Here is a 23,169-nt window from a genome sequence, read left to right as displayed (position 1 = left end):
CCGTGGTGTGTCCACCGAGTGGGCGCGCCACGGGATTTCGCGTTGTGCGGAGGGTGGCGGGGCGGGTGCGGGGGTGGCGTGCGGGTGGGTGCCGTGACGGCGTATGCCTTGACATCACATGACCCCGCGAGCACCTTTCTGACGCCGCATCAGCACCGAACTCCCCCCGCCCGTCCTCGTCTTCGGAGCTGCCCATGTCTGCACGTGCCTCCCGTCCCTCCCGCCGTGCCGTGCTCGCCGGTACGGGTGCCGGGGTCCTCGCGGCCGGGTTGCCGGCGGCCGCCGCCCATGCGGACGACGCTCCGGTGCTCGGCGAGTACGACGTGGTGGTGGTCGGTTCCGGGGCGGCCGGGATGACGGCCGCGCTGACCGCCGCGAAGCGCGGCCTGAGCTGCGTGGTGGTCGAGAAGGCGGCGACCTTCGGCGGTTCCGCGGCCCGGTCGGGCGCGGGCATCTGGCTGCCGAACAACAGCGTGATCCTGGCGGCCGGGGTGCCGGACACGCCGGCGAAGGCGGCGACGTACCTGGCGGCCGTGGTGGGTCCCGACGTGCCGGCGGACCGGCAGCGGGCGTTCCTCGACCACGGGCCGCGGATGCTGGACTTCGTGATGGCCAACAGCCCGCTGAAGTTCCGGTACATGGAGGGGTACAGCGACTACTACCCGAACCTGCCGGGCGGTCTGCCGGGCGGCCGGTCCATCGAGCCGGACCAGCTCGACGGGAACGTCCTGGGGGCCGAACTGGCGCGGCTGAACCCGGCGTACATGCCGGTGCCCGCCGGGATGGTGGTGTTCAGCGCCGACTACAAGTGGCTGACGCTGGCCGCGGTGAACGCGAAGGGCCTGGCGGTGTCCACGGAGTGCCTGGCGCGCGGCACGAAGGCCGCGCTGTGCGGGGAGAAGCCGCTCACCATGGGGCAGGCGCTGGCCGCGGGGCTGCGGGCCGGGCTCCAGCGGGCGGGGGTGCCGGTGTGGCTGGAGACCCCGCTGACCGACCTGGTGAAGGACGCCTCCGGGACGGTGACGGGCGTGGTGGTCGAGCGGAACGGCGCGCGCGGGGTCGTACGGGCCCGGCGGGGCGTGGTGGTCGGCTCGGGAGGCTTCGAGCACAACGCGGCGATGCGCGCCCAGTACCAGCAGCAGCCGATCGGCACGGCGTGGACGGTGGGCGCGAAGGAGAACACCGGTGACGGGATCCGGGCCGGGGAGCGGGCGGGGGCGGCGCTGGGTCTGATGGAGGACGCCTGGTGGGGGCCGGCGATCCCGCTGCCGGGCGAGCCGTACTTCTGTCTGGCCGAGCGGACGCTGCCCGGGGGCCTGATCGTGAACCAGGCGGGGGCGCGGTTCGTGAACGAGGCGGCGCCGTACAGCGACGTGGTGCACGTGATGTACGAGAAGGACCGCACGTCGCGGCACATTCCGGCGTGGCTGATCGTGGATCAGAACTACCGGAACAAGTACCTGTTCAAGGACGTGGCGCCGACGTTCGTGTTCCCCGACGCGTGGTACGAGTCGGGGGCGGTGGCGAAGGCGTGGACCTTCGACGCGCTGGCGGAGAGGATCGGGGTGCCGGCGGGGGCGCTGCGTTCCACGGTCAACCGGTTCAACGGGCAGGCGTGGACGGGTACGGACACGGACTACCGCCGGGGCGACACGGCGTACGACCACTACTACACGGACCCGGGGGTGCACCCGAACTCGTGTCTGGCGCCGCTGTGGGCGCCGCCGTTCTACGCGTTCAAGATCGTGCCGGGTGACCTGGGCACCAAGGGCGGGATGGTGACGGACGCGCGGGCGCGGGTGCTGCGGGCGGACGGCTCGGTGATCCGGGGGCTGTACGCGGCGGGCAACGCGAGCGCGGCGGTGATGGGGCACAGCTACGCGGGGGCGGGTTCGACGATCGGTCCCGCGATGACCTTCGGCTACATCGCGGCGAACGACCTCGCGGGGGCGTAGCCGGTACGGGTTCCGGCGGGGCGGGGCCCGGGGTGCGGCGGGGGCTGTGCGGCGTCCCCGCCGGACCCTTGTGCGGCCGGGCTCAGCCCTGCTGGAACAGTTCCGCGGGGAGCGGCTTGAGCAGCGCGTACAGGTCGTCGGTGATCGGCCGGTCCCAGCTGGCGATGGTGACGAGGACGTTGTCGCTGCGGTCGAACTGGACGCAGGAGATGCGGCTCTCGGAGAGCTTGATGCGGCGGACGATCAGGAGGTTGTCGCCCTGCATGACGGGGACGTCCTCGGTGCCGGTGACCTCGACGTCCTCGTCGTTCTCCAGGGCGGCCAGGAGCTGGGTCACCTCGAAGGGGACCTGGCGGTCGGCGAGCTCGCGGGCGGGTGATCCCTCGGGGAGGTTGCCGATGATCATCGCGGGGCCGCGGCCGCCGAAGAGGTCGTAGCGGAGGAAGACACCCTGGCAGCTGCCGTCGGCCGCCGGCAGCAGGCCGGCTCCGAGGTTGCCAGGCCAGTCCCCCGGGTCCATGGCCAGGACGTCGAAGTCCGGGCCCGCGGGTGTGGCGGCGCTGCGGCGGCGGAGGAAGGACATGCGGCCATGGTACGTGCCGGAAGGTGCTTTCCGGGTGCCGGGTGAGGTTCCGGGGCCGCCGTGGGCCGGGGCGGGCGGCGGGGGTGGCGCGGGGGGCCGCTCAGAGGGTGTCGTGGAGGGCTTCGGCGAGGCCGGCGCGGTCGGTGCCGAGCTTGCGGTAGACGGCGGAGAGCAGGCGGGCCACGGTGGCCTCGTCGGCATCCAGGGCGGCGGTCAGCTCGGCCGTGGTGGCGCCGCGGGCGGCGAGGCGGGCGGCCCGGTCCTCGCGGACGGTGAGCTCGGGTACGGCGCGGGCGGCCGGCAGGGGGCTCTGTCCGGCGGCGGTGAGCGCGGCGCGGGCCCGGTCGGCGAGGCCGTCGGCACCGCATTCGACGGCGGTCTCCAGTCCTTCGGCCAGGAGGCGTACGGCCCCGGGGTCCTGGCCGGTGCTGCGGAGCTCGGCGCCGAGGGCCACCTGGGCGCAGGCGAGCTCGTATCCGGCGGGTGAGGCGGCCAGCCACTGGACGGCCTCTTCCAGGAGCTTCACCCGCTCGGTGCCGGTGGTGACCTCGGCGGCCATGCGCAGGGCCTGGCCGACGGCGGAGGGGGCGCCGAAGCCGCGGGCGCGGCGGACGGCCTCGGCGGCGAGTTCGGCGGCCCGGTCGGGTTCGCGGTCGGCGAGGGCACGGGCGAGGTGCAGCTGCCAGGGGCACCAGGAGGGGTTCTGGATGCCGCGGGGGGTGAGGCGGCGGCCGACGGCCTCCAGCTCGGCGGCCGCGGCGGTGCCGTCGCCGGCAGCGAGGAGCAGCTCGGCGTGGACCGTCTGGGTGTCGGGGAAGACCACGGCGGCGGGGAAGGGTGCCCCGAAGGAGTGGCGGGCGGCGAGGTCGCGGGCCTCGTCGAGGCGGCCGCGGGCGAGCAGGACCTCGATGAGGATGGTCACGCCGTACCACATGACGGGGGTGCCGGGGCCGACGCGTTCGGCGAGGCGGAGGCCGGCGCGGCCGTACTCCTCGGCGTCGACGAGGCGGCCGCGGCGGTAGCGGATGTAGGCGAGGAGGCTGTACGCGAAGGAGAGGTGGGCGCCGCGCCAGCCCTGGCGCTCGAACTCGGCGGTGCCGGCGGCGAACAGTTCCTCGGCGCGGCCGGGCCGGTCGGCGTACATGTGGGTGAGGGCGGTGAGGACGGGCACTTCGAAGCCGCGGTCCGCGTAGGCCCAGCTGAACTCGGTGCCCAGCGCCCGCTGGGCGTGGTGCAGGACGGTCTCGGCGGGTTCGCCGCGGAGGGTGGCGTCCCAGGCGCGGAGTCCGATGACGTAGCGCTCGGTGAGGTCGCGGCCGGTGAGGCGGTCGGCGAGCCGGGCGAGTCGGCGGGAGCGGGCGGGCGAGTCGGGTTCGTCGGCGCGGAAGGCGTCCCACATGAACTGCTCGGACTGGAGGCGCAGCCGGGTGCGGGGGTCGGTGGTGTGCCGGATCTCGTGGCCGAGGGTCTCGGAGGCCTCGGCGAGGCGGTCGCTGTGGGCGAGGACCTGGGCGAGGCGGATGACGATGCCCTGGCGGAGCGCGGGGTTCTCGACGGGTTCGGCGAGGGCGGCGCGCAGGTGGTTGACGGTGGTGGCGGGTTCGGTGAGGAGGGAGGCGCAGCCGAGTTCGAAGAGGACGGCGGCGCGGTCGTCGAAGGAGGGGGGTTCGCGCAGGGCGCGGGCGAGCTGGCGGCGGGCGGCGTCGGGGGCTCCGGCGCGGAGGTTCTCCCGGGCGGCCTCGCGGAGCAGGGCGACGACGCGGTCGTCGCCTTCGGGGTGGGTCTCCAGGAGGTGGCGGGCGGCGGCGGTGGCGCCGAGGCCGCCGTCGGCGACGGCGGTGGCGGCCTGGCCGTGGAGGGCGACGCGGACGGCGTCGGGGATGGCGCGGTAGAGGGCGGTGGCGATGAGGGGGTGGACGAATTCGAGGCGGTCGTCGCCGGTGGTGGCGCCGGAGAGGATACGGGCGTCCCGGAGCCGGTCGGTGGCGTCGGCGGCCTCCTCGGTGCCGAGCCCGGCGACGCGGGCGGCGAGGTCCTGGGGGATGGCGATGCCGAGGACGGCGCAGGCCCAGGCGAAGCGGACGGTGGAGGGGCCGAGGCGTTCGAGGCGGGCGACGAGGCCGCTGCCGCGCTGGGCGGCGGCGAGGTCGCGCAGGAGGGGGGCGCTGGAGCCGGTGGGGGCGAGTTTGCGGTCGTGGACCTTGGCGACGAGTTCGACGGCCTCGAAGGGGTTGCCCTCGGTGACGGCCCAGGCCTCCTGGCAGAAGGCGTCGTCGGCGTCGGGGCCGACGGTCTGGCGGACGAGGGCGCCGACGGCTTCGGGGCTGAGGGGTTCGAGGCCGAGGGCGCGCTGTCCGGAGCGGCCGGGCAGGGTGCGGAAAGTGTCGGCGTCCGGGGGGAGTTCGTCGGGCCGGTAGGCGACGACGAGGAGGAGCGGGAGGTGTTCGGTGCGGGGGGCGAACGCGGCGAGCCAGCCGAGGGATTCGGGGTCGGCCCAGTGGGCGTCGTCGAAGACGAGGACCATGGGGGCGCGCTGGACGGCGAGGTGGGTGAGGACCCAGTCCAGGCCGTCGCGGAGGCCCTGGGGGTCGGGGGGTGCGCCGTGTTCGGGGGCGCAGAGGCCGAGGGCGGGGCCGACGATGGTGTACCAGCTGCCGAGGGTGGCGCGGAGTTCGGCTTCGGTCCGGCCGGCGAGCTGGGGCTGGATGAGCTGGCGGGCGACGTGGAAGGCGCTGCCCTGTTCCTGTTCGCCGCCGCGGGCGGAGAGGACGGTGCAGCCGTGGGCGTGGGCGCGGCGGCGCACTTCCGCGAGGAGGGTGGTCTTGCCGAGTCCGGCGGGCGCGGCGAAGGCGAGGAGGGCGCCGGTGGGTGCGCCGTCGGTGCCGAGGAGCTGGTCCAGCGCCTCGTCCACGGTGGCCAGTTCGGCCTCGCGTTCGAAGAGTGCCCGTCGGAAGCGGCTCGTGTGCTGCGTCATCGTGGTACCCCCCACGCCGGGTCGTGCGCCGGTGCGCCCGACACGCGGGCTGTTCAGGTGGTTCAGCGTACGCGCGTGGGGGCTCGGGGGGAGCCCACTGTCGCGGAATGATCTGATCTTCTTCCGGGCGGGTCGTCCGCGGGTCGTTCGTGGAGCGTTCGCGGGCGTCCGCCGGGGTGTTCGCCGGGCTGTCCGCCGCGGTGTGCGCAGTCCGTCGGCCGGCGGGAGCCGGGGGGCTACGGGGTGGAGCGTGCCGCGAGGGCTTCGAGGACGCGGACGGCCTCGGGGGCGCGGTCGTCGGGTACGAACAGGTGGTCGTGGTGGTAACCGGCGATGACGTTGCAGCTGATTCCGGCGGTGGCGAGTTCGCGGGCGAAGGCGCCGGTGAGGCCGACGGCGTCGAGGGCGGAGTGGACGCGCAGGGTGATCCAGCCGGCCACGTAGTCGTAGGGGAGGTTCTCCTCGTCGGCCTCGGCCCGGGGCAGGACGAGGGTGAGGCCCTCGGCCTCGCGGACGGTGGCCACGGGGTGCGTGCCGGGGGGTACGGCCCTGCCGGGGATGGTGCAGAAGACGTACTGGCCGGGGTTGAGTTCGGGGCGCATGCCGCCGAGGAGGGTGGTCAGGTCGCGTTCGCCGCTCATGGCGGGCAGCTTACGTGCGGGCGGGGTGTTCGGTGAGGAGGCGGGCGTAGCGGTCGAGGTCGACGTTGCCGCCGGAGACGATGACGCCGACGCGGGCGCCGCGGAGTCCGTCGGCCATGGTGCGCAGGGCGGCGAGGCCGAGGCAGCCGGTGGGCTCGACGACCAGCTTGAGGTAGGTGGCGAACAGCCGCATGCACTCGACGAGTTGGTCGTCGGTGGCGGTGACGACCTCGGGCCGCTCGCGGGACAGGATCGCGAAGGGGAGTTCGCCGAGGTGCTGGGTCTGGGCGCCGTCGGCGATGGTCTTCGGGGTGTCGATGTGGACGATGCGGCCCTCGGCGAGGGAGCGCTGCGCGTCGTTGCCGGCTTCGGGTTCGACGCCGACGAGCCGGCAGGCGGGGGCCAGGGCGCGGGCGGCGAGGGTGGTGCCGGAGAACAGGCCGCCGCCGCCGAGGGGCACGAAGAGGGCGTCCAGGGGGCCGGTCTCTTCCAGGAGTTCCTTCGCGGCGGTGCCCTGGCCGGCGATGATGTCGGGGTGGTCGTACGGGGGGATGAGGGTGAGTCCCTGCTCCTCGGCGAGGGCACGGCCGATCTCCTCGCGGTCCTCGGTGTAGCGGTCGTACGTGACGATCCGTCCGCCGTAGCCGCGGGTGGCGGCCACCTTGGCGGCCGGGGCGTCGTGGGGCATCACGATGGTGGCCGGTACGGACAGCAGGCGGGCGGCGAGGGCGATGGCCTGGGCGTGGTTGCCGGAGGAGTAGGCGACGACGCCGGCTGCGCGCCGGTCGGGGGTGAGGCGGGAGAGGGCGTTGAAGGCGCCGCGGAACTTGAAGGCGCCCATGCGCTGGAGGTTCTCGCACTTGAACACGACGTCGAGGCCCAGCTGTTCGTCGATGAGCCGGGAGCGGAGCACGGGGGTGCGGTGGGCGTGTCCCGCGATGCGGTCGGCGGCGGCCGCCACGTCGTCGTAGGTGGGAACCGCGGCCATGGGGAGCCCCTTCCGTCACCGGCCCGCCGGGGCCTGTCCGGCGGTGCCTCGTCCTCGTCCTGGTCCTGTGGTCGGTGCTCGCACCGGTTCTGCGTGGTGTTCACCGGTCCTCGTGGGCGAGTCTAGGCTGCGCCCGGCGGGTGGCGGGGTGCTTAGGATCCGTGTGTGCCCCTTCCTCCGCGTGTGCCCGATCTGGCCGCCCTCGATCTGCTGCTCTCCGTCATCGAGCTGGGGAGTCTGGGGCGGGCCGCCGAGGCCCACGGCATCAGCCAGCCGTCGGCCAGTTCCCGGATCCGCTACCTGGAACGGCTGGTCGGGGTGCCGGTGCTGGAGCGCAGCACGCTGGGGTCCCGGCCGACTGCGGCCGGGGCGCTGGTCGCCGAGTGGGCCGGGCCGGTGGTGGAGTCGGCGCGGCGGCTGGGCGCGGGGATCGAGTCGCTGCGGGAGCAGCGGGACGCGCGGCTGCACGTGGCGGCCAGTCAGACGGTGGCCGAGTACCTGTTCCCCAAGTGGCTGGTGGCGCTGCGGGCCGCCGCGCCCGGAACGTCGGTGACGCTGGAGTCGGGCAACTCGGCCGCGGTGGCCGGGGCGGTGCTGGAGGGGCGGGCGGCGATCGGGTTCGTCGAGAGCCCGCGGGCGCCGCGGGGCCTGGAGAGCCGGGCGGTCGCGGCGGACCGGCTGGTCGTGGTGGTGGCACCGGGACACCCCTGGGCGCGGCGGACCGTGATCTCGCCGGCCGAGCTGGCGGAGACCCCGCTGGTCCAGCGCGAGCCGGGGTCGGGCACCCGTACGTCCTTCGAGCGGGCGGTGCGCGCGGTGCTGCCGGACTGGCGGCCGGAGCCCCTGCTGGAGCTGTCCTCGACGACGGCCATCAAGACCGCCGCGGCGGCGGGGGTGGGGCCGGCGGTGCTGAGTTCCCTGGCGGTCTCCGCGGAGCTGGCGGCCGGAGCGCTGAAGTCCCCCGAGGTCGCGGAGCTGGACCTGACGCGGTCGCTGCGGGCGGTGTGGCCCGCGGGCCGACGGCCCGTGGGGGCCGCCCGGGACCTGTACGGGATCGCCCGGCGGGGCGGTGCGGGAGGTGGGGCGGCCGGGCGGGGCGGGGGCGCCGGGTCATAGAACGGTTCTATGGATCCATCGACGCATTGCCGCTACCGGGGCGGAACTCCCGGGCGGAGGGTGGGGGTGTCAACAGATCCTTCCGATGAAGCAGGGACTCATGTACACCCTCCTCTTCCTCCTCATCCTCTTGTGCGTGCTGGCGTTGCTGCGGCACTGGCCCGACCGGGTGCGGATGCCGCTGTGGGCGGGGACCCTGGCCTGCGCCGTGCTGGCCTTCCTGCCCCACGTCGTGGGCCGTGCCTTCCACATCGCCCTCTGAGCCGTCCGGTCGCCGGAGGAGGAGACCTCTCATGAACACCACCATCCACACCACCACCACCGCCGCCACCGCCCCCGAGGGCGCCGGGCCCGGCCGGGCCGGGCTGACCCACCGGCTGGGTCTCTGGTTCGCCCACGCCTACGTGATCGGGATGTGCGGCACCCTCGCCGGTGCCTACTTCTTCCAGTTCGGGCTCGGCGAGTACCCCTGCCCCATGTGCCTGCTCCAGCGGATGTTCTTCCTGCTGAGCGCCCTCGGCCCGGCCTGGATCGCGGTCCGCTCGCGGTACGGCGCCGTGACCGCGCGGGAGTGGGCCGGCGGCTGGGGCTGGGCCGTCGTGGCCGCGCTGAGCGGCGCAGCAGTCTCGGCCTCGCAGACGCTGATGCACATCGTGCCCCCGGACCCCGGCTACGCGGGTGCCCTGTTCGGCCTGCACCTCTACACCTGGGCGCTGATCGCCTTCGTCGCCGCCGCGCTGGCCGCCGGTGCCGCCCTGTTCCTGACCCCCTGGTCGGAGCCCCTGGACGCCGGGACCGCCTCCCCCGCCCTGCACCGGGCCGCCGCGCTGACCCCCTGGGTGCTGGCCGCCTTCGCCGCCAGCAACCTCGTCGCCTGCTTCCTGCTCCAGGGGTTCCACTGGCAGATGCCCGGCGACCCCACCTCCTACCGGCTGTTCTCGGACCTCTGACCGTCCGGGGCCGCAGCCGCCGGCGTGCCGGGCGGGCCGGTCACTGGCCCACCCGGCCGTCGACGCGTTCGCGCAGCAGGTCGGCGTGGCCGCAGTGGCGCGCGTACTCCCCGATCTGCGCGACGAGGATGTCGCGCAACTGTGCGTCGTCGGCGCCGCTGCGGGTGCCGAGGTCGGCGAAACCGGCGATGAACGCGTCGGTCAGCTCGGCCTCGGCGCGCCACTGCCGCCAGGCGTCGTCCACCACGGCGGGGTCGGCGGTCGCGCCGTTCCAGTCGGCGTCGCGGTCGTCGGCCGTGCGGTAGATGCGCGGCAGGTCCTGGCCGGCCATGCGGCGGAAGTGGCGTTCGTCCTCGGCCATGTGGCGCACCAGCCCGAGCAGCGACATCGTGGAGGGCGGGGCCGAGCGCCGGGCCATCTGCTCGGCGTCCAGGCCGGCGCACTTCATCTCCAGGGTGAGGCGGAAGTGACGCAGGCTGTCGAGCAGCGTGCTGCGTTCGTCGAAGGTGCGGGTGCCGTGCTCGCGCGGGTCGTCGGCCGCGTCGGTCCACATGTCGGTGTGGACGGTGGAGGTGGTCCAGCGGGTGACCGCCGCGGTCTCGTCGGGCTCGTGCCGATCGGTGAGGTCCATGGAGCCATGATCACGTAGCGTCTGGGGCGGCCGCCATGGGATGAAGGCCCGGGTCCGGCCGGGCCCTGCCGCACCGGGGCTCGCTTTTGGACGGCGGCCGGACCTAGCATCCGATCATGATCAACGACAGCGTCCTGCCGTTTCGGGTCGACGTCCCACAGGCCGATCTGGACGACCTCCACAAGCGCCTCGACCTGACCCGGTGGCCGGACGAACTCCCCGATGTGGGCTGGGAGTACGGGGTGCCGCGGGAGCACCTGCGGTCGCTCGTCTCGTACTGGCGGCACGAGTACGACTGGCGGGCGGCGGAGACGCTGCTCAACTCCTGGCCGCAGTACACCACGGTCGTCGACGGGACCCGTGTGCACTTCGCGCACATACGCTCCCCCGAGCCGGACGCGCTGCCGCTGCTGATGACGCACGGCTGGCCGGGCTCGGTCGTCGAGTTCCTCGAGGTGGCCGGGCCGTTGACGGATCCCCGGGCGCACGGGGGCGATCCGGCGCAGGCGTTCCACCTGGTGCTGCCGAGCATCCCCGGCTTCGGGTTCTCCGGCCCGACCACCGAGCCCGGCTGGGAGTTCAAGCGGGTGGCGGCCGCGTTCGGCGAGCTGATGCGGCGGCTGGGGTACGGCCGGTACGGCGTCCAGGGCGGGGACTGGGGGGCCGCGATCTCCCGCGAGCTGGGCCGGATCCGGCCGGACGAGGTGGTGGGCGTCCACCTCAACCTGCTGCCGGGCGGGGCGGCGACCGCCGAGCCCACCCTGACGGAGCTGGCCGCCCTGGTGCCCGGCGAACGGGCCCGCACCCTGGCCTCCTGGGAGCGCACCCGGGGCTGGCTGCGCGACCGCCAGGGCTACGCCGACCTCCAGTCGACCCGGCCGCAGACGCTGGCGTACGCGCTGACCGACTCGCCGGTCGGCCAACTCGGCTGGATCGCTGAGAAGTTCGCGGAATGGACGGATCCGCGCACGCCGGTCGGCCGGGACCTGCTGCTGACGAACGTGATGCTGTACTGGCTGACCGGCACCGCGGGCTCCTCCGCCCGCCTGTACTACGAACGGGCGCACGCCGCGTACTGGGGCGAGCCGCCGGAGCCGTCCGCGGCGCCGACGGGGCTCGCGGTCTTCCCGTACGACAACTTCATCCCGCTGCGTCACATCGCGGAGCGGACCAACCGCATCGTCCGGTGGACGGAGTACGACCGGGGCGGCCACTTCGCCGCGCTGGAGGTCCCGGACCTGCTGGTCGCGGACGTCCGGGCGTTCTTCGCCGGCCTGGACGCCGGCCCCGCGGGGCCCCGGTGACCGCCGGGGCGCCCGCCGGGCCGTTCGACGCGGTGCTGTGCGACCTCGACGGCGTGATCCGCTTCTACGAGGAGGACGGCATCGGCGCGCTGGAGCGGGCCGCCGGGCTCCCCGAGGGCACCACCGCCTCCGTGGCGTTCTCGCCCGAGGTCGACCTGCCACTGCTGCTGGGCAGGATCACGCGGGAGGAATGGGCCGACGCCATCGCGCGGCAGGTGCCGGGGGAACTGGCGCGGGCCTTCGCGTACGCGCCCTCCCGGGTCGACCCCGAGGTCGTGGCGCTGCTGCGGGCCTCGCGTGCGGTGCGCCCGCTGGTGCTGGTCACGAACGCCACGCCCTGGCTGCGCGAGGACCTGGCCGCACTGGGCATCGACGACCTGGCGCACGCGGTGGTCAGCAGCGCGGAGGTGGGCGTGGCCAAGCCGGATCCGGAGATCTACGCCATCGCCCTGGAGCGGGCCGGCGTACCGGCCGGGCGGTGCCTGTTCGTGGACGACCGCGAGGAGAACGTCGAGGCGGCCGTGCGGACGGGGATGACCGGGCTGCACTACCGCGGGGTGGCAGACCTGGCCGGGCTGCTGAGGTGACGGACGCCGCGCCGGTGGCGCGGACGGCGGGCGCGGCGCGGCGGCTCCCCTCGGCGGGGAGCCGCCGGTGGCGCGCCCGGGCCCGCGGGCCGGGGCTTGGACATCTGCGGCCGGGCCCTCCGGGGCCGGCCCGATGGGGGCCGGCCCTCGGAGACGGAGCCGGACGGAACCGGCCGAGGGCGGAACCGGCCGGTCAGGCCCCCGCCACGGCCTCCAGGGGCCGCAGGCGCGCGGCGCGGCGGGCCGGGACGGCTGCGGCGAGCGCGCCGATCACCAGGGAGGCCAGACACACCAGGAGCAGGGTCCCCCAGGGCAGGGACGGCGTGTAGTGCTCCAGCGCGCCGCTCGCCAGGGGCGCGACCGCCCAGGCGCACACCAGGCCGCCCGCCAGTCCGAGGAGGGTGCCGTACGCGGCGACGGTGACCGCCTCCAGCCTGATCATGCGGCGGACGCCGGCCCGGTCCATGCCGAGGGCGCGCAGGGCGCCGATCTCGCGGGTGCGTTCCGCGACCGAGACGGCCAGGGTGTTGACGATGCCGAGGGCGGAGATCACGAGGCCGATGCCGAGCATCCCGTACATGACGTCCAGGAGGTCGCCCATGCTGCCGGCGGCCTCGTCGACGAGGGCCTGGCGGTCCTGCACCTTCAGGAGCGGGCTGTCGCCCACCGCGGCGCGCAGCCGGTCCTCGGTGGCGGCCGGGACGGCGCCGGCGTCGGTGCGTACGAGGAGCCGTTGGACGGAGCCGGGCATGAAGGCCTGGCGCGCGACCTCGGAGCGGGCTCCGAGCGCGTCCTGGGCGACCGGGTTGTCCTGGTAGACGCCGACGACCGTGTACGTCCTGGCCTCCTGGCGGAAGCCGATGCTCGCGCGGAGGGTGCCGCCGGTGGTCAGGCCGTTGGCGCGGGCGAGGCTCTCGGAGACCGCGATGCGGCCGGGTCCGAGGCCGTCGGCCGAGCCGCTGCGGAAGCGGAGCTCCATGACCTGCCCGACGGTGCCGGGGTCGACGCCGGAGATCTGCCGGACGAGGCCGCCGACGACCAGGTTCGAGTCGCTGACGGGGCTCGCGGTGCGTACGCCGGGTACGCCGGCCACCCGCCCGACGGCTGCCGGGTCCACGCCGGTGGTGGGGGTGCGGGAGCCGATCACGTAGTCGGCGGCCAGACCTGCCGCGGCCTGGCGGTCGAGGGCCTGGCCGGCCGAGTGGCCGATGACCGCGAGCCCGGCGACGAGGGCGGTGCTGGTCAGGAGGGTGGCGGCGGTGGCCGCCGTACGGCGCGGGTCGCGCAGCGCGTTCTCCCGGGCGAGCCGGCCGGTGATCCCGAAGCGGCCGGTCAGGCGACCGGCGAGGCGGATCACGGGGGTCGCGAGCGTCGGCGCGAGGACGATCAGGCCGGCCGTGAAGAGGCCGCAGCCGAGCATCGCGGCGTCCAGGTTGCCGGCGGAGGCGTCCTCGGCTCCGGAGAGGGAGACCAGCCGGGCGCCGCCGAGCACGAGGAGCGCGAGGCCGGTCGCGGCCCGGACCCGGGAGCGGGCGGCGGAGGGCGGCTGTCCGGCGGTGCGCAGCGCCTCGACGGGCGCGATCCGTGCCGCGCGGCGGGACGGCAGCCACGCGGCGAGGAGCGTGACGCCGACCCCCACCCCGAGGGCGCCGGCGACGGGGGCGGGGCCGATCACCAGCGGGCCGTCGGGCAGGGTGTTGCCGGCCGTGCTCAGGACGGTGGGCAGGGCGGCGGCGATGCCGAGGCCGAGCACGAATCCGGCGGCCGAGGCGACGAGTCCGACGAGGAGTGCTTCGAGGAGGACGGTGCGGGCGACCTGGCGGCGGGACGCTCCGACGGCCCGCAGCAGCGCGATCTCGCGGGTGCGCCGGGCCACGACCATGGTGAAGGTGTTGACGATCAGGAACGAGGCGATGAAGAGCGAGACGCCGGCGAAGAGCAGCGGCACCTTCTCGTAGCCGCGGGTGAGGGTGTCGACGAGGACGGCCTGCTGCCGGGCCTGCGCGGTGCCGGTGGTGGCCTCGGCCCGGCCGGCCGGAAGCACTTCGGCGACCCGGCGGGCGAGTTCGTACTGGTCGGTGCCGGGCGCGGCGGTCAGGTCGACGGCGGTGTAGCGGCCCGGGGCGGCGAACAGCGCCTGGGCGGTGGCCTTGTCGAACAGGGCCAGGGTGCCGCCGGCCGTGACCCGGGGTTCGGTGGTGGTGACGATGCCGACGAGCCGTTTGTGCAGGACCGGGCCGTCGACGGCGAGCGTGACGGTGTCGCCGGTCCTGAGCCCGCCGGCGGCCGCGGTGGCGCGGTCCAGGGCCACTTCGCCGGAGTTCCGCGGGGCGCGGCCCTCGACGAGGGGGTAGCGGTCGTCGGTGCCGTCCTGGCCGGGTACGTGGCCGGCGGCCAGGTTGGCTCCGGTGCGGACCCGCAGCGGGGCGCGGTCGGCGCCGTTCAGGACGGCGGTGCCGTCGGCGGAGGGGCGTACCGCGGCGACTCCGGGTACGGCGGCGAGCTTCCGGACGAGCGCGTCGTCCAGGGCGCTGCCCCTCGGGTCCGCGGGGGCGCCGGGCTCGGGGTCCTTCGCGGTGACGGTCACGTCGATGCCGGCGAAATTCCGGGACTCCGCGGCGCGGTGGGCCTGGGCCGTGGTGTCGGCGAACACGAGGGTGCCGCTGACCAGCGCGACGCCGAGGCACACCGCGAGGACGGTCATGAACTGGCGCGCCTTGTGCGCGAGCAGGTTGCGCAGGGCTGTTTTCAGCATGGGGAGCTTTCCTGGGATTCAGCCGCGTTCGGCCGTGCGGGGGTCGATGTTCTTCATCAGGTCCAGCACCCGGTCGGGGGTGGGGTGGGACATCTCGTCGACGAGGCGGCCGTCGGAGAGGAACACGACGCGGTCGGCGTACCCGGCGGAGACGGGGTCGTGGGTGACCATGACGACGGTCTGGCCGAGTTCGCGCACGGAGTCGCGGAGGAAGCCCAGCACCTCGGCGCCGGAGCGGGAGTCGAGGTTGCCGGTGGGCTCGTCGCCGAAGACGATCGCGGGCCGGGAAACCAGGGCGCGGGCCACGGCGACGCGCTGCTGCTGGCCGCCGGACAGCTGGGCGGGGCGGTGGTCCAGGCGCTGGGACAGGCCGACCATGGCGACGACCCGGTCCAGCCACCGCCGGTCGGGCGTGCGGCCGGCGAGGTCCAGGGGGAGCGTGATGTTCTCCAGGGCGGTCAGGGTGGGCATCAGGTTGAACGCCTGGAAGACGAAGCCGATCCGGTCGCGGCGCAGCCGGGTGAGCCTGCGGTCGTCGAGGGTGGCGAGTTCGGTGGTGCCGATGCGGACGGAGCCGGAAGTCGCCTGGTCGAGGCCGGCGGCGCAGTGCAGCAGGGTGGACTTGCCGCAGCCGGAGGGCCCCATGATCGCGGTGAACTCGCCCTCCCTGAAGGAGATGCTGACGCGGTCCAGGGCGACGACACGGGTGTCCCCGGTGCCGTAGACCTTCGACAGGTCGGTGGTGGCGGCGGCGATCCCGGGTGTCGGGTGCGGGGCGAAGGCGCCAGCGGTCACGGGGACTCCTCTTCGGATGTGCGGTGGGTGCACGTCGAAGGGTGTCGGGGGTACGTATCCGGCCCTGGTCAGCCGCGTATCGACGGGCGCTCAGCCGCGTATCGGGCGGCGCCCGGCCGCGTATCGCCTCCGCGGAGACGCGCCTGGCGGCGAAGGCGCCCGGCGGCGAAGGCGGCCAGCGCTGAAGGCGGCCGGGGGTGAAGGCGCCCGGCGGTGAAGTCATACGGGCTACGAACCTCGCCACCGCCGCCGCCTCGTGGTGCGTGGGGGAGGTGCTTGACGGGGCATGGCAGGCTGGTCCGGAGGCAGGCCCGGGCCTGGGGTGGCCGAAGGCCAGGGCGAAGCCCCTTGCCCCAGGGGTGGGCCTGCCGCAGGGCCTGCAGGCCATGCCCCGTCAAGCACCGAGGGGACCCATGCACCACGAGGCGGCCCCACAGGGCATCAGACCGGCAGCGTCAGGCAGGCCACGGCGCCACCGTCCCCGGCGTTTTCCAGGCGCAGTTCGGCACCGAGCACCGCGGCCTGGCCAAGGGCGATGGTGAGACCCAGGCCGTGACCGGTGCCCCGCTCCTCGGCGCCGGTGTGGAAGCGGCGCGGGCCGTCGCGCAGCAGCTGCTCCGGGTAGCCGGGGCCGTGGTCGCGCACGACGACGGTGCGGCCCTCGACGGTGACCCGCACCGGGGTGCCGCCGTGCCGGTGGGCGTTGACGACGAGGTTGCCGACGATCCGCTCCAGGCGGCGCGGGTCGGTCTCGACGGTCTCGCCGTCCACGCCGCCGGACCACCCCTCCCCCATCTCCCCCATCTCCCGCACACCCCCGGCCCCGCCCGGTCCCGTCACGGTGACCTCGGTGGGAAGTCCGGTACGGGCCACGGTTTCGGCGACCACGGCGCCGAGCGGCACCCGGGCGCGGACGGGCCGCTCGGCGCCGGCGTCCAGGCGGGAGATCTCCAGCAGGTCCTCGACCAGGCCGCGCAGGTCCCGTACCCGGGCCCGCAGGAGGTCCTCGGTCTCGCCGGGCGGCAGCAGGTCGGCGGCGGCGAGCAGGCCGCCGACGGGGGTGCGCAGTTCGTGGGCGACGTCGGCGGTGAAGCGGCGCTCGGTGCGCAGCCGCCGGCTGAGGCTGTCGGCCATGAGGTCGACGGTTGCGGCGATCTCGGCCACCTCGTCGCCGCCCTTGACGGGTCCGGTCCTGGCGTCGAGGTCGCCGGCGGAGATCCGGCCCGCCGTCTCGGAGACCGCCCGCAGCCGGCGGGCGAGCAGGCCGGCCCCGTACGCCGAGAGGGGGACGGCGGCGGCGAGCGCGACGAGGGAGGCCACCGTCATGGTGAGGTCGAGGCGGCGCAAGGTGTGGAGGTCCGGGTTCATGTTGACCTGGACGGCGAGCACCGGGCTGCCCGGGCCGCCGGTCCGCTGCGCGGCCCAGACGGTCGGCCCGCTGTTCCCGTCGACGGTCTCGTCGACGGCGGTGTGCCGCTCCGCGTCGGCGGGCCGGCGCAGGGCGGCGGGGAGGTCGTCCGGGTCGAGTCCGGCGCCGTCGGGGAGGGTCCCGGTGCGCCGGTAGACGTCCATGGCCGAGTAGACGGTGTTGAAGGCCTCCCGCTCCGCACGCTGCCGGACGTCCTGCGCGGTCCACAGGTGCACCAGGACGCCGACGGCGGCCGCGACCAGGCAGGCCGTGGCCGTGGCGAGTGCGGCGATCTTCCAGCGGAGGGAGGCGCGGCGCCGCCGCGGTCCGTACGCGCGCACGGCGGTCAGCGCCTGAGCTTGTAGCCGAAGCCGCGGACCGTCTCGATGCGGTCCCGGCCGAGTTTCCTGCGCAGCCGCTGTACGCACAGGTCCACCACCCGGCTGTCGCCGTCCCAGCCGTACTCCCACACGTTGCGCAGCAGGGTGTGGCGCTCCAAGACGACGCCGGGGTGGGCTGCGAACTCCAGCAGCAGCTTCAGTTCGGTCGGGGTCAGCGCCACGGGCTGCCCGGCGACGGACACCTCCATGCCCGCGGTGTCGACGGTGAGGTCCCCGAACTCCAGCAGGTCGCCCTCGGGCGGGGCCGCGTCGCCCGGGGGCCGTCCGGGTGCGGGGGCGGGGGCGTAGGTGGCACGCCTGAGGAGCGAGCGGATGCGGGCCACGAGGACGTACGTGTCCACGGGTTTGACCACGTAGTCGTCGGCGCCGGACTCCAGGCCGGCGACGACGTCGAGGCCGTCGCCGCGGGCGGACATCATCAGCACCGGCACCAGGCTGGTCTCGCGGACCCGGCGGCACAGGCCGATGCCGTCCAGGCCGGGCAGCATCACGTCCAGGACCAGCAGGTCGAAGGGGTGCTCGCGGAAGAGTTCCAGCCCGGTGAGCCCGTCGGCCGCGGCCTGCACCTCGTACCCGTAGCGCTCCAGCGCGACGCCGAAGGACCGGCGCATCAGGTCGTCGTCCTCGACCAGCAGTACGCGTACGGGAGGGGCCGGGGCCGGGGTGGGTGAGGACATGGAAGGAACGATAGGGCAGGTCCCGGGCGTGCTCCGCCCGTCATGGGGCGGGGCGGTACGGGCTGATGGGCGACCGAGCGCCCACTGATACACGACGGATACGAAGGCCCGGCACCGGATGCCCCGGGGCACGCCGGGGCACGCCGAGGCCCGCCGGGGCCCGCCGGGGCCCGCCGAGGCCAGCCCACCGGGCGGTGCACCGTGGCGTGCTCCACGGGCGGCCCGCCGCCTCGCCGCGCGTGACCGCGTGACGGTGCCTACGCTTGTCGGGTCACCGCCGGGCACAAGAGGGGGGGACCCCGCGAAGCGGGTGGCGGTCCGACTTCCCACGGCAACGGATCCGGAAGGCAGCCCCGTCATGGCCACTGCACCTGAGTTCGACACACCCGTCCTCGACACGATCGCCGCGATGACGATCGACTCGATCGAGCACTGCCGCATGGACCAGCACACGCTGATCCTCAGCCGCATCGCGGCGCTCGTGGCCATGGACGCACCCGCGATCTCCTACCTGGCGCACATCGACCCCGCGGCGAAGGCGGGCTTCACCGTCGAGCAGCTCCAGGACCTGCTGGTCGCGATCGCGCCCGTCGTGGGCACCGCACGCGTGATGTCCGCGGCCGGCCACATCGCCCAGGCCTTCGGCGTCGCCCTCGCACTCGCCGAGAGCGACGCCGAGGCCATCGCCCAGGCGGAGGCCGCACGCCGCGCGACCTGAGGGCTGCCGGGCGCCTCGCGTCAGGCCAGGCCAGGCCCCGTCACAACAGTCGAATCACGTCGGATCACATCGGATCGCGTGAATCACGTCGGATCACATCGGATCGCGTGGATCACGTCGGATCACGTCGGACCGCGTGGATCACGTCGGATCGCATCGGACCGCGTGGATCACGTCGGATCCATCGGATCCATCGGATCACGTCAGGTCGAACTCGCCCTCCTGGGCGCCCCGGACGAAGGCACGCCATTCGTCCGGGGCGAAGATCAGCGACGGGCTCTCGGGCCGCTCGCTGTTGCGGAGGGCGATGAAGCCCTCGACGAACGCGATCTGGACGTCGCCGGCGCCCTGACTGCCCGATTGCCAGCGCGCGTTGCTCAGGTCCAGCTCCGGCTTGTCCCACCCGGTCAGCGGCTGCGTGGTCATGCTGGCTCCCTCCGGTCGCGTCGTCCCGGGGGTCAGGGTAGCGAGCGGGTCCGGCGGCGGACAGGCCGCCGCCGGACACCGCACGCGCCCCGGCCGGTCTCAGCTCGTGGGCTGCTCCGAGCCCACCAGCCACATCGAGAAGAACTGCGCGCCGCCGCCGTACGCGTGGCCCATCGCCCGCCGCGCCCCGTCCACCTGGTGTTCGCCGGCCCGGCCGCGGACCTGGAGGGCGGCCTCGGCGAAGCGGATCATGCCGGAGGCGCCGATCGGGTTGGTGGAGAGCACGCCGCCGGACGGGTTGACCGGCAGGTCGCCGTCGAGTTCCGTGACCCCGGACTCGGTGAGCTTCCAGCCCTCGCCCTCCTCGGCGAAGCCGAGGTTCTCCAGCCACATCGGCTCGTACCAGGAGAACGGCACGTACATCTCGACCGCGTCGATCTGGCGGCGCGGGTCGGTGATGCCGGCCTGCCGGTAGACGTCCGCGGCGCAGTCCTTGCCGGCCTGCGGGGAGACGAAGTCCTTGCCGGCGAAGAGGGTGGGCTCGCTGCGCATGGCGCCGCCGTGCATCCAGGCCGGCGGGTGCGGGGCGCGGGCGGCGCCCTCGCGGTCGGTGAGGACCATGGCGCAGGCGCCGTCGGAGGAGGGGCAGGTCTCCGAGTAGCGGATGGGGTCCCACAGCATCGGGGAGGCCTGCACCTTCTCCAGCGTGATGTCGTGCTCGTGGAGGTGGGCGTAGGGGTTCTTGAGGGCGTTGCGGCGGTCCTTGTACGCGACGAGGGAGCCGACGCTGTCGGGGGCGCCGGTGCGGCGCATGTAGGCGCGGACGTGCGGGGCGAAGAAGCCCCCGGCGCCGGCGAGGAGGGGCTGCTGGAAGGGCACGGGCAGGGACAGGCCCCACATCGCGTTGGACTCGGACTGCTTCTCGAAGGCGAGGGTGAGGACGGTACGGTGCACGCGCGCGGCCACGAGGTTGGCGGCGACCAGGGCGGTGGAGCCGCCGACGGAGCCGGCGGTGTGGACGCGGAGCATGGGCTTGCCGACCGCGCCGAGGGCGTCGGCGAGGTACAGCTCCGGCATCATCACGCCCTCGAAGAAGTCGGGGGCCTTGCCGATGACGACGGCGTCGATGTCCGCCCAGGTCAGCTCGGCGTCGTCGAGGGCCCGCTGGGCGGCCTCGCGGACCAGGCCGGCGATGGAGACGTCGTGCCGGGCGGCGACGTGCTTGGTCTGGCCGATCCCGACGACGGCCACTGGTTCTTTACTCACCGGGGTCTCCTTCGAGGACCGCGACCAGGTTCTGCTGGAGGCAGGGGCCGGAGGTCGCGTGGGCGAGGGCGCGGTGGGACTCGCCGCGCTGGATGCGGGCGGCCGCCTCGCCGATCCGGATCAGGCCGGCGGCCATCATCGGGTTGGCGGCGAGGGCGCCGCCGGAGGGGTTGACGGTCACCGAGCCGTCCAGCCGGAGCGCCTTGCGCAGGACGACCTCCTGCGAGGTGAAGGGCGCGTGGAGTTCGGCGGTGTCGACGGGGCGGTCGAAGGCGCCGGCGCGTTCGGCGGCGAGGCGGGTGGACGGCGAGTCGGTGAGGTCGCGCACGCCGAGGGAGTGGGCCTCGATGCGGTGGTCGATGCCGCGGATCCAGGCGGGGCGGGCGCACAGCCGGCGGGCCGTGTCGCCGGCGGCGAGGACGACCGCGGCGGCGCCGTCGCCGATGGGCGGGCAGTCGGCGGTGCGCAGCGGGCCGGCCTGCCGGTCGCCGGCGGGGCGGGGGCCGCGGAGCTGGGCGTGCGGGTTGGCCTGGGCGGCGGTGCGGCTGCGGGTGGCGATGGCGGCGAGGGCCTGCTCGTCGGTGTCGCCGGTGTCGATGAGGGCCTGGGCCTGGAGGGCGGCGAGGGCCACCGAGTCGGGCCAGAGCGGGGCGACGTAGTAGGGGTCGAGCTGGCGGGTGAGGACGTCGCGCACGGAGCCGGGCGAGGACTTGCCGTAGGAGTAGACGAGGGCGGTGTCGGCCTCGCCGGTGAGGAGTTTGACCCAGGCTTCGTAGAGGGCCCAGGCGCCGTCCGTCTCGACGTGGGACTCGGAGATGGGCGGCCAGGCCCCGACGCCGTCGAGGGTCATGGTGAAGGAGAAGGCGCGGCCGGCGAGGTAGTCGCTGGAGCCGGAGCAGGTGAAGCCGATCTCGCCGGCGGTGAGGCCGGTCTGGGCGAGCACGTCGTGGAGGACGGGCATCACCATCTCGACCTCGCTGAGGTCGTCGGTGCGGCGCCGGTGGTCGCTCTGGGCGAAGGCCACTATTGCAATGTCACGTGTGGCGTTGGGCATCACAACAGCTCCTTGTAGGCGTCGTAGTCGGCGTCGGGTTCGCCGGTGGGGCGGTAGTGGTCGGGGTAGCGGCCGCCGTCGGTCCACACGGGTTCCACCCGCAGGCCCATGCGGACCTGGTCGTACGGGATCCCGCCGATCCGGCCGTGCAGGGCGAGGCCGGCGCCGTCGAGGGCGATGTGCGCGTAGACGTACGGCACTTCGATGTCGAGGTTCTTGGCCTTGATGTTGACGATGCAGTAGGTGGTGACGGTGCCGCGGGGGCCGACCTCGACGCGGTCGGTGGTGGCGACCCCGCAGGTGGGACAGGCGCCGCGGGGCGGCACGTACACCTTGGTGCAGGAGGGGCAGCGCTCGCCGACGGTGCGGCGCTCGGAGAGTGCGGCGAGGTAGGCGGTCTGGGCGCGGCCGGGGCTGTAGGTGTAGTCGAGGCGGGCCTCGGCGACGATGCCGGTGACGGGGTCGTCGAAGACGCCGGTGTGGGGTGTGGCCGCCGCGGTGGTGCCGGCGGCCGTGCCCGGACCGGTGCCCGCTTCCGGGTCCGCCGCCCCGTCCTCGTACGGCTCGAAGCAGGCGATGTCGGTGATGGCGCCGGCGCGGTCGGCGGCCCAGCGGACGCGGACCCGCATGCCGGTGGCGACGGACTCGGGTCCGGGCGCGTCGAGGGCGTGCAGCAGGGCGGTGTCTGCGCCGTCGAGGCGGACCAGCACCCAGGCGAAGGGGGTGGCGAGGGGCTGGTTGGGCCGGGGCGCGGGGTTCCAGGCCCAGGTGGTGACGGTGCCGGTGGTGCCGACCTCGACCAGCTCGCGCAACTCGGCGGCGGTGGCGGGGTCGTACTCCACGGGCGGGACGAGCACGGTGCCGTCGGAGGCCTTCACGCCGAGCACGGTCCGCTCGCGCAGTCCGGTGAGGAAGGCGCTCTGGACGGGCCCGAGGGAGCGGGTGAAGGGGAATTCGACTACGAGCGGTGCGCTGAGTATCTCGGTCACGGTGGCGGGGCTCCTTCTGGGGGACGGCCGGATCCGAGGGAGAGGCCCTGGGCCGTGTCTTTCGGATCAGGCCGGGCTCGCGGGGCCTGATCCGAAAGACACGGCCTAGGCGCGGCGGTAGACCGGGGGGCGCTTCTCGGCGAAGGCGCGGGCGCCCTCCTTCGCGTCGGCGGTGTCGAAGACGGGCCAGCCGCGGGTGAGTTCGCTGGCCAGGCCCTCGGTCTCGGTCAGCTCGGCGGTCTCGTACACGGAGGCCTTGACGGCCTCGACGGCGAGCGGGCCGCACGCGTTGATCTGCTCGGCGATCTCCAGGGCCTTGTCCAGGGCGGTGCCGTCGGGGACGACGTGTCCGACCAGTCCGACGGCGGCGGCCTCGGCGGCGCTGTAGGGACGGCCGGTGAGGAGCATCTCCAGGGCGTGGGTGCGGGGGATCTGGCGCTGGAGGCGGACGGTGGAGCCGCCGATGGGGAAGAGGCCCCGCTTGACCTCGAAGAGTCCGAAGGTCGCGGAGGCGGCGGCGACGCGGATGTCGGTGCCCTGGAGGATCTCGGTGCCGCCGGCCACGCAGTAGCCCTCGACGGCCGCGATGACCGGTTTGCGGGGCCGGTGGTGGCGGAGCATCGCCTTCCAGTGCAGGTCCGGGTCGGCCTTGAGGCGGTCGCGGTAGTGGTCTCCCGCCATGCCCCTGCCCGCGAGGGCCTTGAGGTCCATCCCCGCGCAGAAGTCACCGCCCGCGCCGGTGAGGACGACCGAGCGGACCTCGTCGTCCGCGTCGGCCTCCAGCCAGCCGTCGTAGAGCCCGACCAGCAGCGGCAGCGAGAGCGCGTTCTTCGCCTCCGGCCGGTTCATCGTGAGCACCAGCGTCGCGCCGTGCCGCTCCACGGTGAGGTGTTCCGTCCCACCCATTGCCGTCCTCCCGTCTCAAGACCTAGAACAGGTTGCAGGAGGGCG

21 protein-coding genes are annotated in these 23,169 nt (G+C 74.6%); 7 read left to right on the top strand and 14 right to left on the bottom strand.

Going from position 1 to position 23,169, the window contains the following annotated elements:
• Nucleotides 1–194: 194 nt before the first annotated feature.
• Nucleotides 195–1,955: a 3-oxosteroid 1-dehydrogenase gene (kstD, locus tag ACIQUQ_RS03625; protein ID WP_403970904.1), complete on the top strand. Its 1,761-nt coding sequence runs from the start codon at nucleotides 195–197 to the stop codon at nucleotides 1,953–1,955.
• A gap of 82 nt (nucleotides 1,956–2,037) precedes the next feature.
• On the opposite strand, the gene ACIQUQ_RS03620 is transcribed toward kstD, so the two are convergent.
• From ACIQUQ_RS03620 to ACIQUQ_RS03605, 4 genes are all read right to left on the bottom strand, one after another.
• Complete coding sequence (locus ACIQUQ_RS03620; protein WP_399942430.1) at nucleotides 2,038–2,538, bottom strand: hypothetical protein; 501 nt, start codon at nucleotides 2,536–2,538, stop codon at nucleotides 2,038–2,040.
• Between the two features lie 100 nt (nucleotides 2,539–2,638).
• Nucleotides 2,639–5,512, bottom strand: coding sequence for an ATP-binding protein (locus ACIQUQ_RS03615; protein WP_403970903.1), 2,874 nt, complete (start codon nucleotides 5,510–5,512; stop codon nucleotides 2,639–2,641).
• 236 nt (nucleotides 5,513–5,748) lie between these two features.
• Nucleotides 5,749–6,153, bottom strand: a complete 405-nt coding sequence (locus ACIQUQ_RS03610; protein WP_403970902.1) for an ACT domain-containing protein — start codon at nucleotides 6,151–6,153, stop codon at nucleotides 5,749–5,751.
• Nucleotides 6,154–6,163: 10 nt separating this feature from the next.
• On the bottom strand, nucleotides 6,164–7,141 hold the full coding sequence (locus ACIQUQ_RS03605) for a threo-3-hydroxy-L-aspartate ammonia-lyase (RefSeq protein WP_403970901.1): 978 nt from the start codon (nucleotides 7,139–7,141) through the stop codon (nucleotides 6,164–6,166).
• A 165-nt stretch (nucleotides 7,142–7,306) separates the two neighbouring features.
• Between ACIQUQ_RS03605 and ACIQUQ_RS03600 the strand changes: the two genes are divergently transcribed.
• The 3 genes from ACIQUQ_RS03600 to ACIQUQ_RS03590 all read left to right on the top strand — a co-directional run bounded on the left by ACIQUQ_RS03600 (nucleotide 7,307) and on the right by ACIQUQ_RS03590 (nucleotide 9,207).
• Nucleotides 7,307–8,257, top strand: coding sequence for a LysR family transcriptional regulator (locus ACIQUQ_RS03600; protein ID WP_403970900.1), 951 nt, complete (start codon nucleotides 7,307–7,309; stop codon nucleotides 8,255–8,257).
• A gap of 85 nt (nucleotides 8,258–8,342) precedes the next feature.
• A complete protein-coding gene (locus ACIQUQ_RS03595) occupies nucleotides 8,343–8,519 on the top strand; it encodes a hypothetical protein (protein WP_403970899.1) in 177 nt (58 codons plus the stop codon).
• Between the two features lie 31 nt (nucleotides 8,520–8,550).
• On the top strand, nucleotides 8,551–9,207 hold the full coding sequence (locus ACIQUQ_RS03590; protein ID WP_403970898.1) for a disulfide bond formation protein B: 657 nt from the start codon (nucleotides 8,551–8,553) through the stop codon (nucleotides 9,205–9,207).
• Between the two features lie 40 nt (nucleotides 9,208–9,247).
• Here ACIQUQ_RS03590 and ACIQUQ_RS03585 read toward each other — a convergent pair whose 3' ends face one another.
• Complete coding sequence (locus ACIQUQ_RS03585) at nucleotides 9,248–9,838, bottom strand: DUF664 domain-containing protein (RefSeq protein WP_403970896.1); 591 nt, start codon at nucleotides 9,836–9,838, stop codon at nucleotides 9,248–9,250.
• Nucleotides 9,839–9,954: 116 nt separating this feature from the next.
• On the opposite strand from ACIQUQ_RS03585, the gene ACIQUQ_RS03580 reads away from it, so the two are divergent.
• Together ACIQUQ_RS03580 and ACIQUQ_RS03575 are read left to right on the top strand one after the other, a co-directional pair.
• Nucleotides 9,955–11,142: an epoxide hydrolase family protein gene (locus tag ACIQUQ_RS03580; protein ID WP_403970894.1), complete on the top strand. Its 1,188-nt coding sequence runs from the start codon at nucleotides 9,955–9,957 to the stop codon at nucleotides 11,140–11,142.
• Nucleotides 11,139–11,729 (top strand): HAD family hydrolase, encoded by a 591-nt coding sequence (locus ACIQUQ_RS03575; protein WP_403970892.1) that lies wholly within the window; start codon nucleotides 11,139–11,141, stop codon nucleotides 11,727–11,729. The genes ACIQUQ_RS03580 and ACIQUQ_RS03575 overlap by 4 nt, the downstream gene beginning before the upstream one ends.
• Before the next feature lie 193 nt (nucleotides 11,730–11,922).
• On the opposite strand, the gene ACIQUQ_RS03570 is transcribed toward ACIQUQ_RS03575, so the two are convergent.
• The 4 genes from ACIQUQ_RS03570 to cseB form a co-directional block, all read right to left on the bottom strand.
• Nucleotides 11,923–14,484, bottom strand: a complete 2,562-nt coding sequence (locus tag ACIQUQ_RS03570; protein ID WP_403970890.1) for an ABC transporter permease — start codon at nucleotides 14,482–14,484, stop codon at nucleotides 11,923–11,925.
• A gap of 18 nt (nucleotides 14,485–14,502) precedes the next feature.
• Nucleotides 14,503–15,279 (bottom strand): ABC transporter ATP-binding protein, encoded by a 777-nt coding sequence (locus ACIQUQ_RS03565; protein ID WP_403970888.1) that lies wholly within the window; start codon nucleotides 15,277–15,279, stop codon nucleotides 14,503–14,505.
• 441 nt (nucleotides 15,280–15,720) lie between these two features.
• On the bottom strand, nucleotides 15,721–17,028 hold the full coding sequence (locus ACIQUQ_RS03560) for an ATP-binding protein (protein ID WP_403970886.1): 1,308 nt from the start codon (nucleotides 17,026–17,028) through the stop codon (nucleotides 15,721–15,723).
• A gap of 5 nt (nucleotides 17,029–17,033) precedes the next feature.
• Nucleotides 17,034–17,765, bottom strand: a complete 732-nt coding sequence (gene cseB, locus ACIQUQ_RS03555) for a two-component system response regulator CseB (RefSeq protein ID WP_403970884.1) — start codon at nucleotides 17,763–17,765, stop codon at nucleotides 17,034–17,036.
• 358 nt (nucleotides 17,766–18,123) lie between these two features.
• Between cseB and ACIQUQ_RS03550 the strand changes: the two genes are divergently transcribed.
• A complete protein-coding gene (locus ACIQUQ_RS03550; RefSeq protein WP_403970882.1) occupies nucleotides 18,124–18,483 on the top strand; it encodes a carboxymuconolactone decarboxylase in 360 nt (119 codons plus the stop codon).
• A gap of 198 nt (nucleotides 18,484–18,681) precedes the next feature.
• Here ACIQUQ_RS03550 and ACIQUQ_RS03545 read toward each other — a convergent pair whose 3' ends face one another.
• From ACIQUQ_RS03545 to ACIQUQ_RS03525, 5 genes are all read right to left on the bottom strand, one after another.
• Complete coding sequence (locus tag ACIQUQ_RS03545; RefSeq protein ID WP_403970880.1) at nucleotides 18,682–18,909, bottom strand: DUF397 domain-containing protein; 228 nt, start codon at nucleotides 18,907–18,909, stop codon at nucleotides 18,682–18,684.
• A 99-nt stretch (nucleotides 18,910–19,008) separates the two neighbouring features.
• Nucleotides 19,009–20,175 (bottom strand): thiolase domain-containing protein, encoded by a 1,167-nt coding sequence (locus ACIQUQ_RS03540; protein ID WP_403970878.1) that lies wholly within the window; start codon nucleotides 20,173–20,175, stop codon nucleotides 19,009–19,011.
• Nucleotides 20,168–21,229, bottom strand: coding sequence for a thiolase domain-containing protein (locus ACIQUQ_RS03535; RefSeq protein ID WP_403970876.1), 1,062 nt, complete (start codon nucleotides 21,227–21,229; stop codon nucleotides 20,168–20,170). The genes ACIQUQ_RS03540 and ACIQUQ_RS03535 overlap by 8 nt, the downstream gene beginning before the upstream one ends.
• Entirely contained in the window at nucleotides 21,229–22,218 is a 990-nt protein-coding gene (locus tag ACIQUQ_RS03530; RefSeq protein ID WP_403970874.1) for an OB-fold domain-containing protein, read from the bottom strand. Before ACIQUQ_RS03530 ends, ACIQUQ_RS03535 begins: the two co-directional genes overlap by 1 nt.
• A 105-nt stretch (nucleotides 22,219–22,323) precedes the next feature.
• Nucleotides 22,324–23,124 carry a crotonase/enoyl-CoA hydratase family protein gene (locus ACIQUQ_RS03525; RefSeq protein ID WP_403970872.1) on the bottom strand — a complete coding sequence of 267 codons (801 nt, stop codon included), beginning with the start codon at nucleotides 23,122–23,124 and terminating at the stop codon, nucleotides 22,324–22,326.
• Nucleotides 23,125–23,169: the final 45 nt, after the last annotated feature.

This window comes from Streptomyces sp. NPDC101118 (assembly GCF_044759445.1).
GTDB lineage: Bacteria > Actinomycetota > Actinomycetes > Streptomycetales > Streptomycetaceae > Streptomyces.
This window is presented reverse-complemented; position numbering and strand designations above follow the sequence as displayed.

What these genes read in the sequence shown, in the direction of transcription:
- kstD (WP_403970904.1), top strand. Translation starts at nt 195, where the DNA reads ATGTCTGCACGTGCCTCCCGTCCCTCCCGCCGTGCCGTGCTCGCCGGT.
- ACIQUQ_RS03620 (WP_399942430.1), bottom strand. Translation starts at nt 2,538, where the DNA reads ATGTCCTTCCTCCGCCGCCGCAGCGCCGCCACACCCGCGGGCCCGGAC.
- ACIQUQ_RS03615 (WP_403970903.1), bottom strand. Translation starts at nt 5,512, where the DNA reads ATGACGCAGCACACGAGCCGCTTCCGACGGGCACTCTTCGAACGCGAG.
- ACIQUQ_RS03610 (WP_403970902.1), bottom strand. Translation starts at nt 6,153, where the DNA reads ATGAGCGGCGAACGCGACCTGACCACCCTCCTCGGCGGCATGCGCCCC.
- ACIQUQ_RS03605 (WP_403970901.1), bottom strand. Translation starts at nt 7,141, where the DNA reads ATGGCCGCGGTTCCCACCTACGACGACGTGGCGGCCGCCGCCGACCGC.
- ACIQUQ_RS03595 (WP_403970899.1), top strand. Translation starts at nt 8,343, where the DNA reads ATGAAGCAGGGACTCATGTACACCCTCCTCTTCCTCCTCATCCTCTTG.
- ACIQUQ_RS03590 (WP_403970898.1), top strand. Translation starts at nt 8,551, where the DNA reads ATGAACACCACCATCCACACCACCACCACCGCCGCCACCGCCCCCGAG.
- ACIQUQ_RS03585 (WP_403970896.1), bottom strand. Translation starts at nt 9,838, where the DNA reads ATGGACCTCACCGATCGGCACGAGCCCGACGAGACCGCGGCGGTCACC.
- ACIQUQ_RS03580 (WP_403970894.1), top strand. Translation starts at nt 9,955, where the DNA reads ATGATCAACGACAGCGTCCTGCCGTTTCGGGTCGACGTCCCACAGGCC.
- ACIQUQ_RS03570 (WP_403970890.1), bottom strand. Translation starts at nt 14,484, where the DNA reads ATGCTGAAAACAGCCCTGCGCAACCTGCTCGCGCACAAGGCGCGCCAG.
- cseB (WP_403970884.1), bottom strand. Translation starts at nt 17,765, where the DNA reads ATGTCCTCACCCACCCCGGCCCCGGCCCCTCCCGTACGCGTACTGCTG.
- ACIQUQ_RS03550 (WP_403970882.1), top strand. Translation starts at nt 18,124, where the DNA reads ATGGCCACTGCACCTGAGTTCGACACACCCGTCCTCGACACGATCGCC.
- ACIQUQ_RS03545 (WP_403970880.1), bottom strand. Translation starts at nt 18,909, where the DNA reads ATGACCACGCAGCCGCTGACCGGGTGGGACAAGCCGGAGCTGGACCTG.
- ACIQUQ_RS03535 (WP_403970876.1), bottom strand. Translation starts at nt 21,229, where the DNA reads ATGCCCAACGCCACACGTGACATTGCAATAGTGGCCTTCGCCCAGAGC.
- ACIQUQ_RS03525 (WP_403970872.1), bottom strand. Translation starts at nt 23,124, where the DNA reads ATGGGTGGGACGGAACACCTCACCGTGGAGCGGCACGGCGCGACGCTG.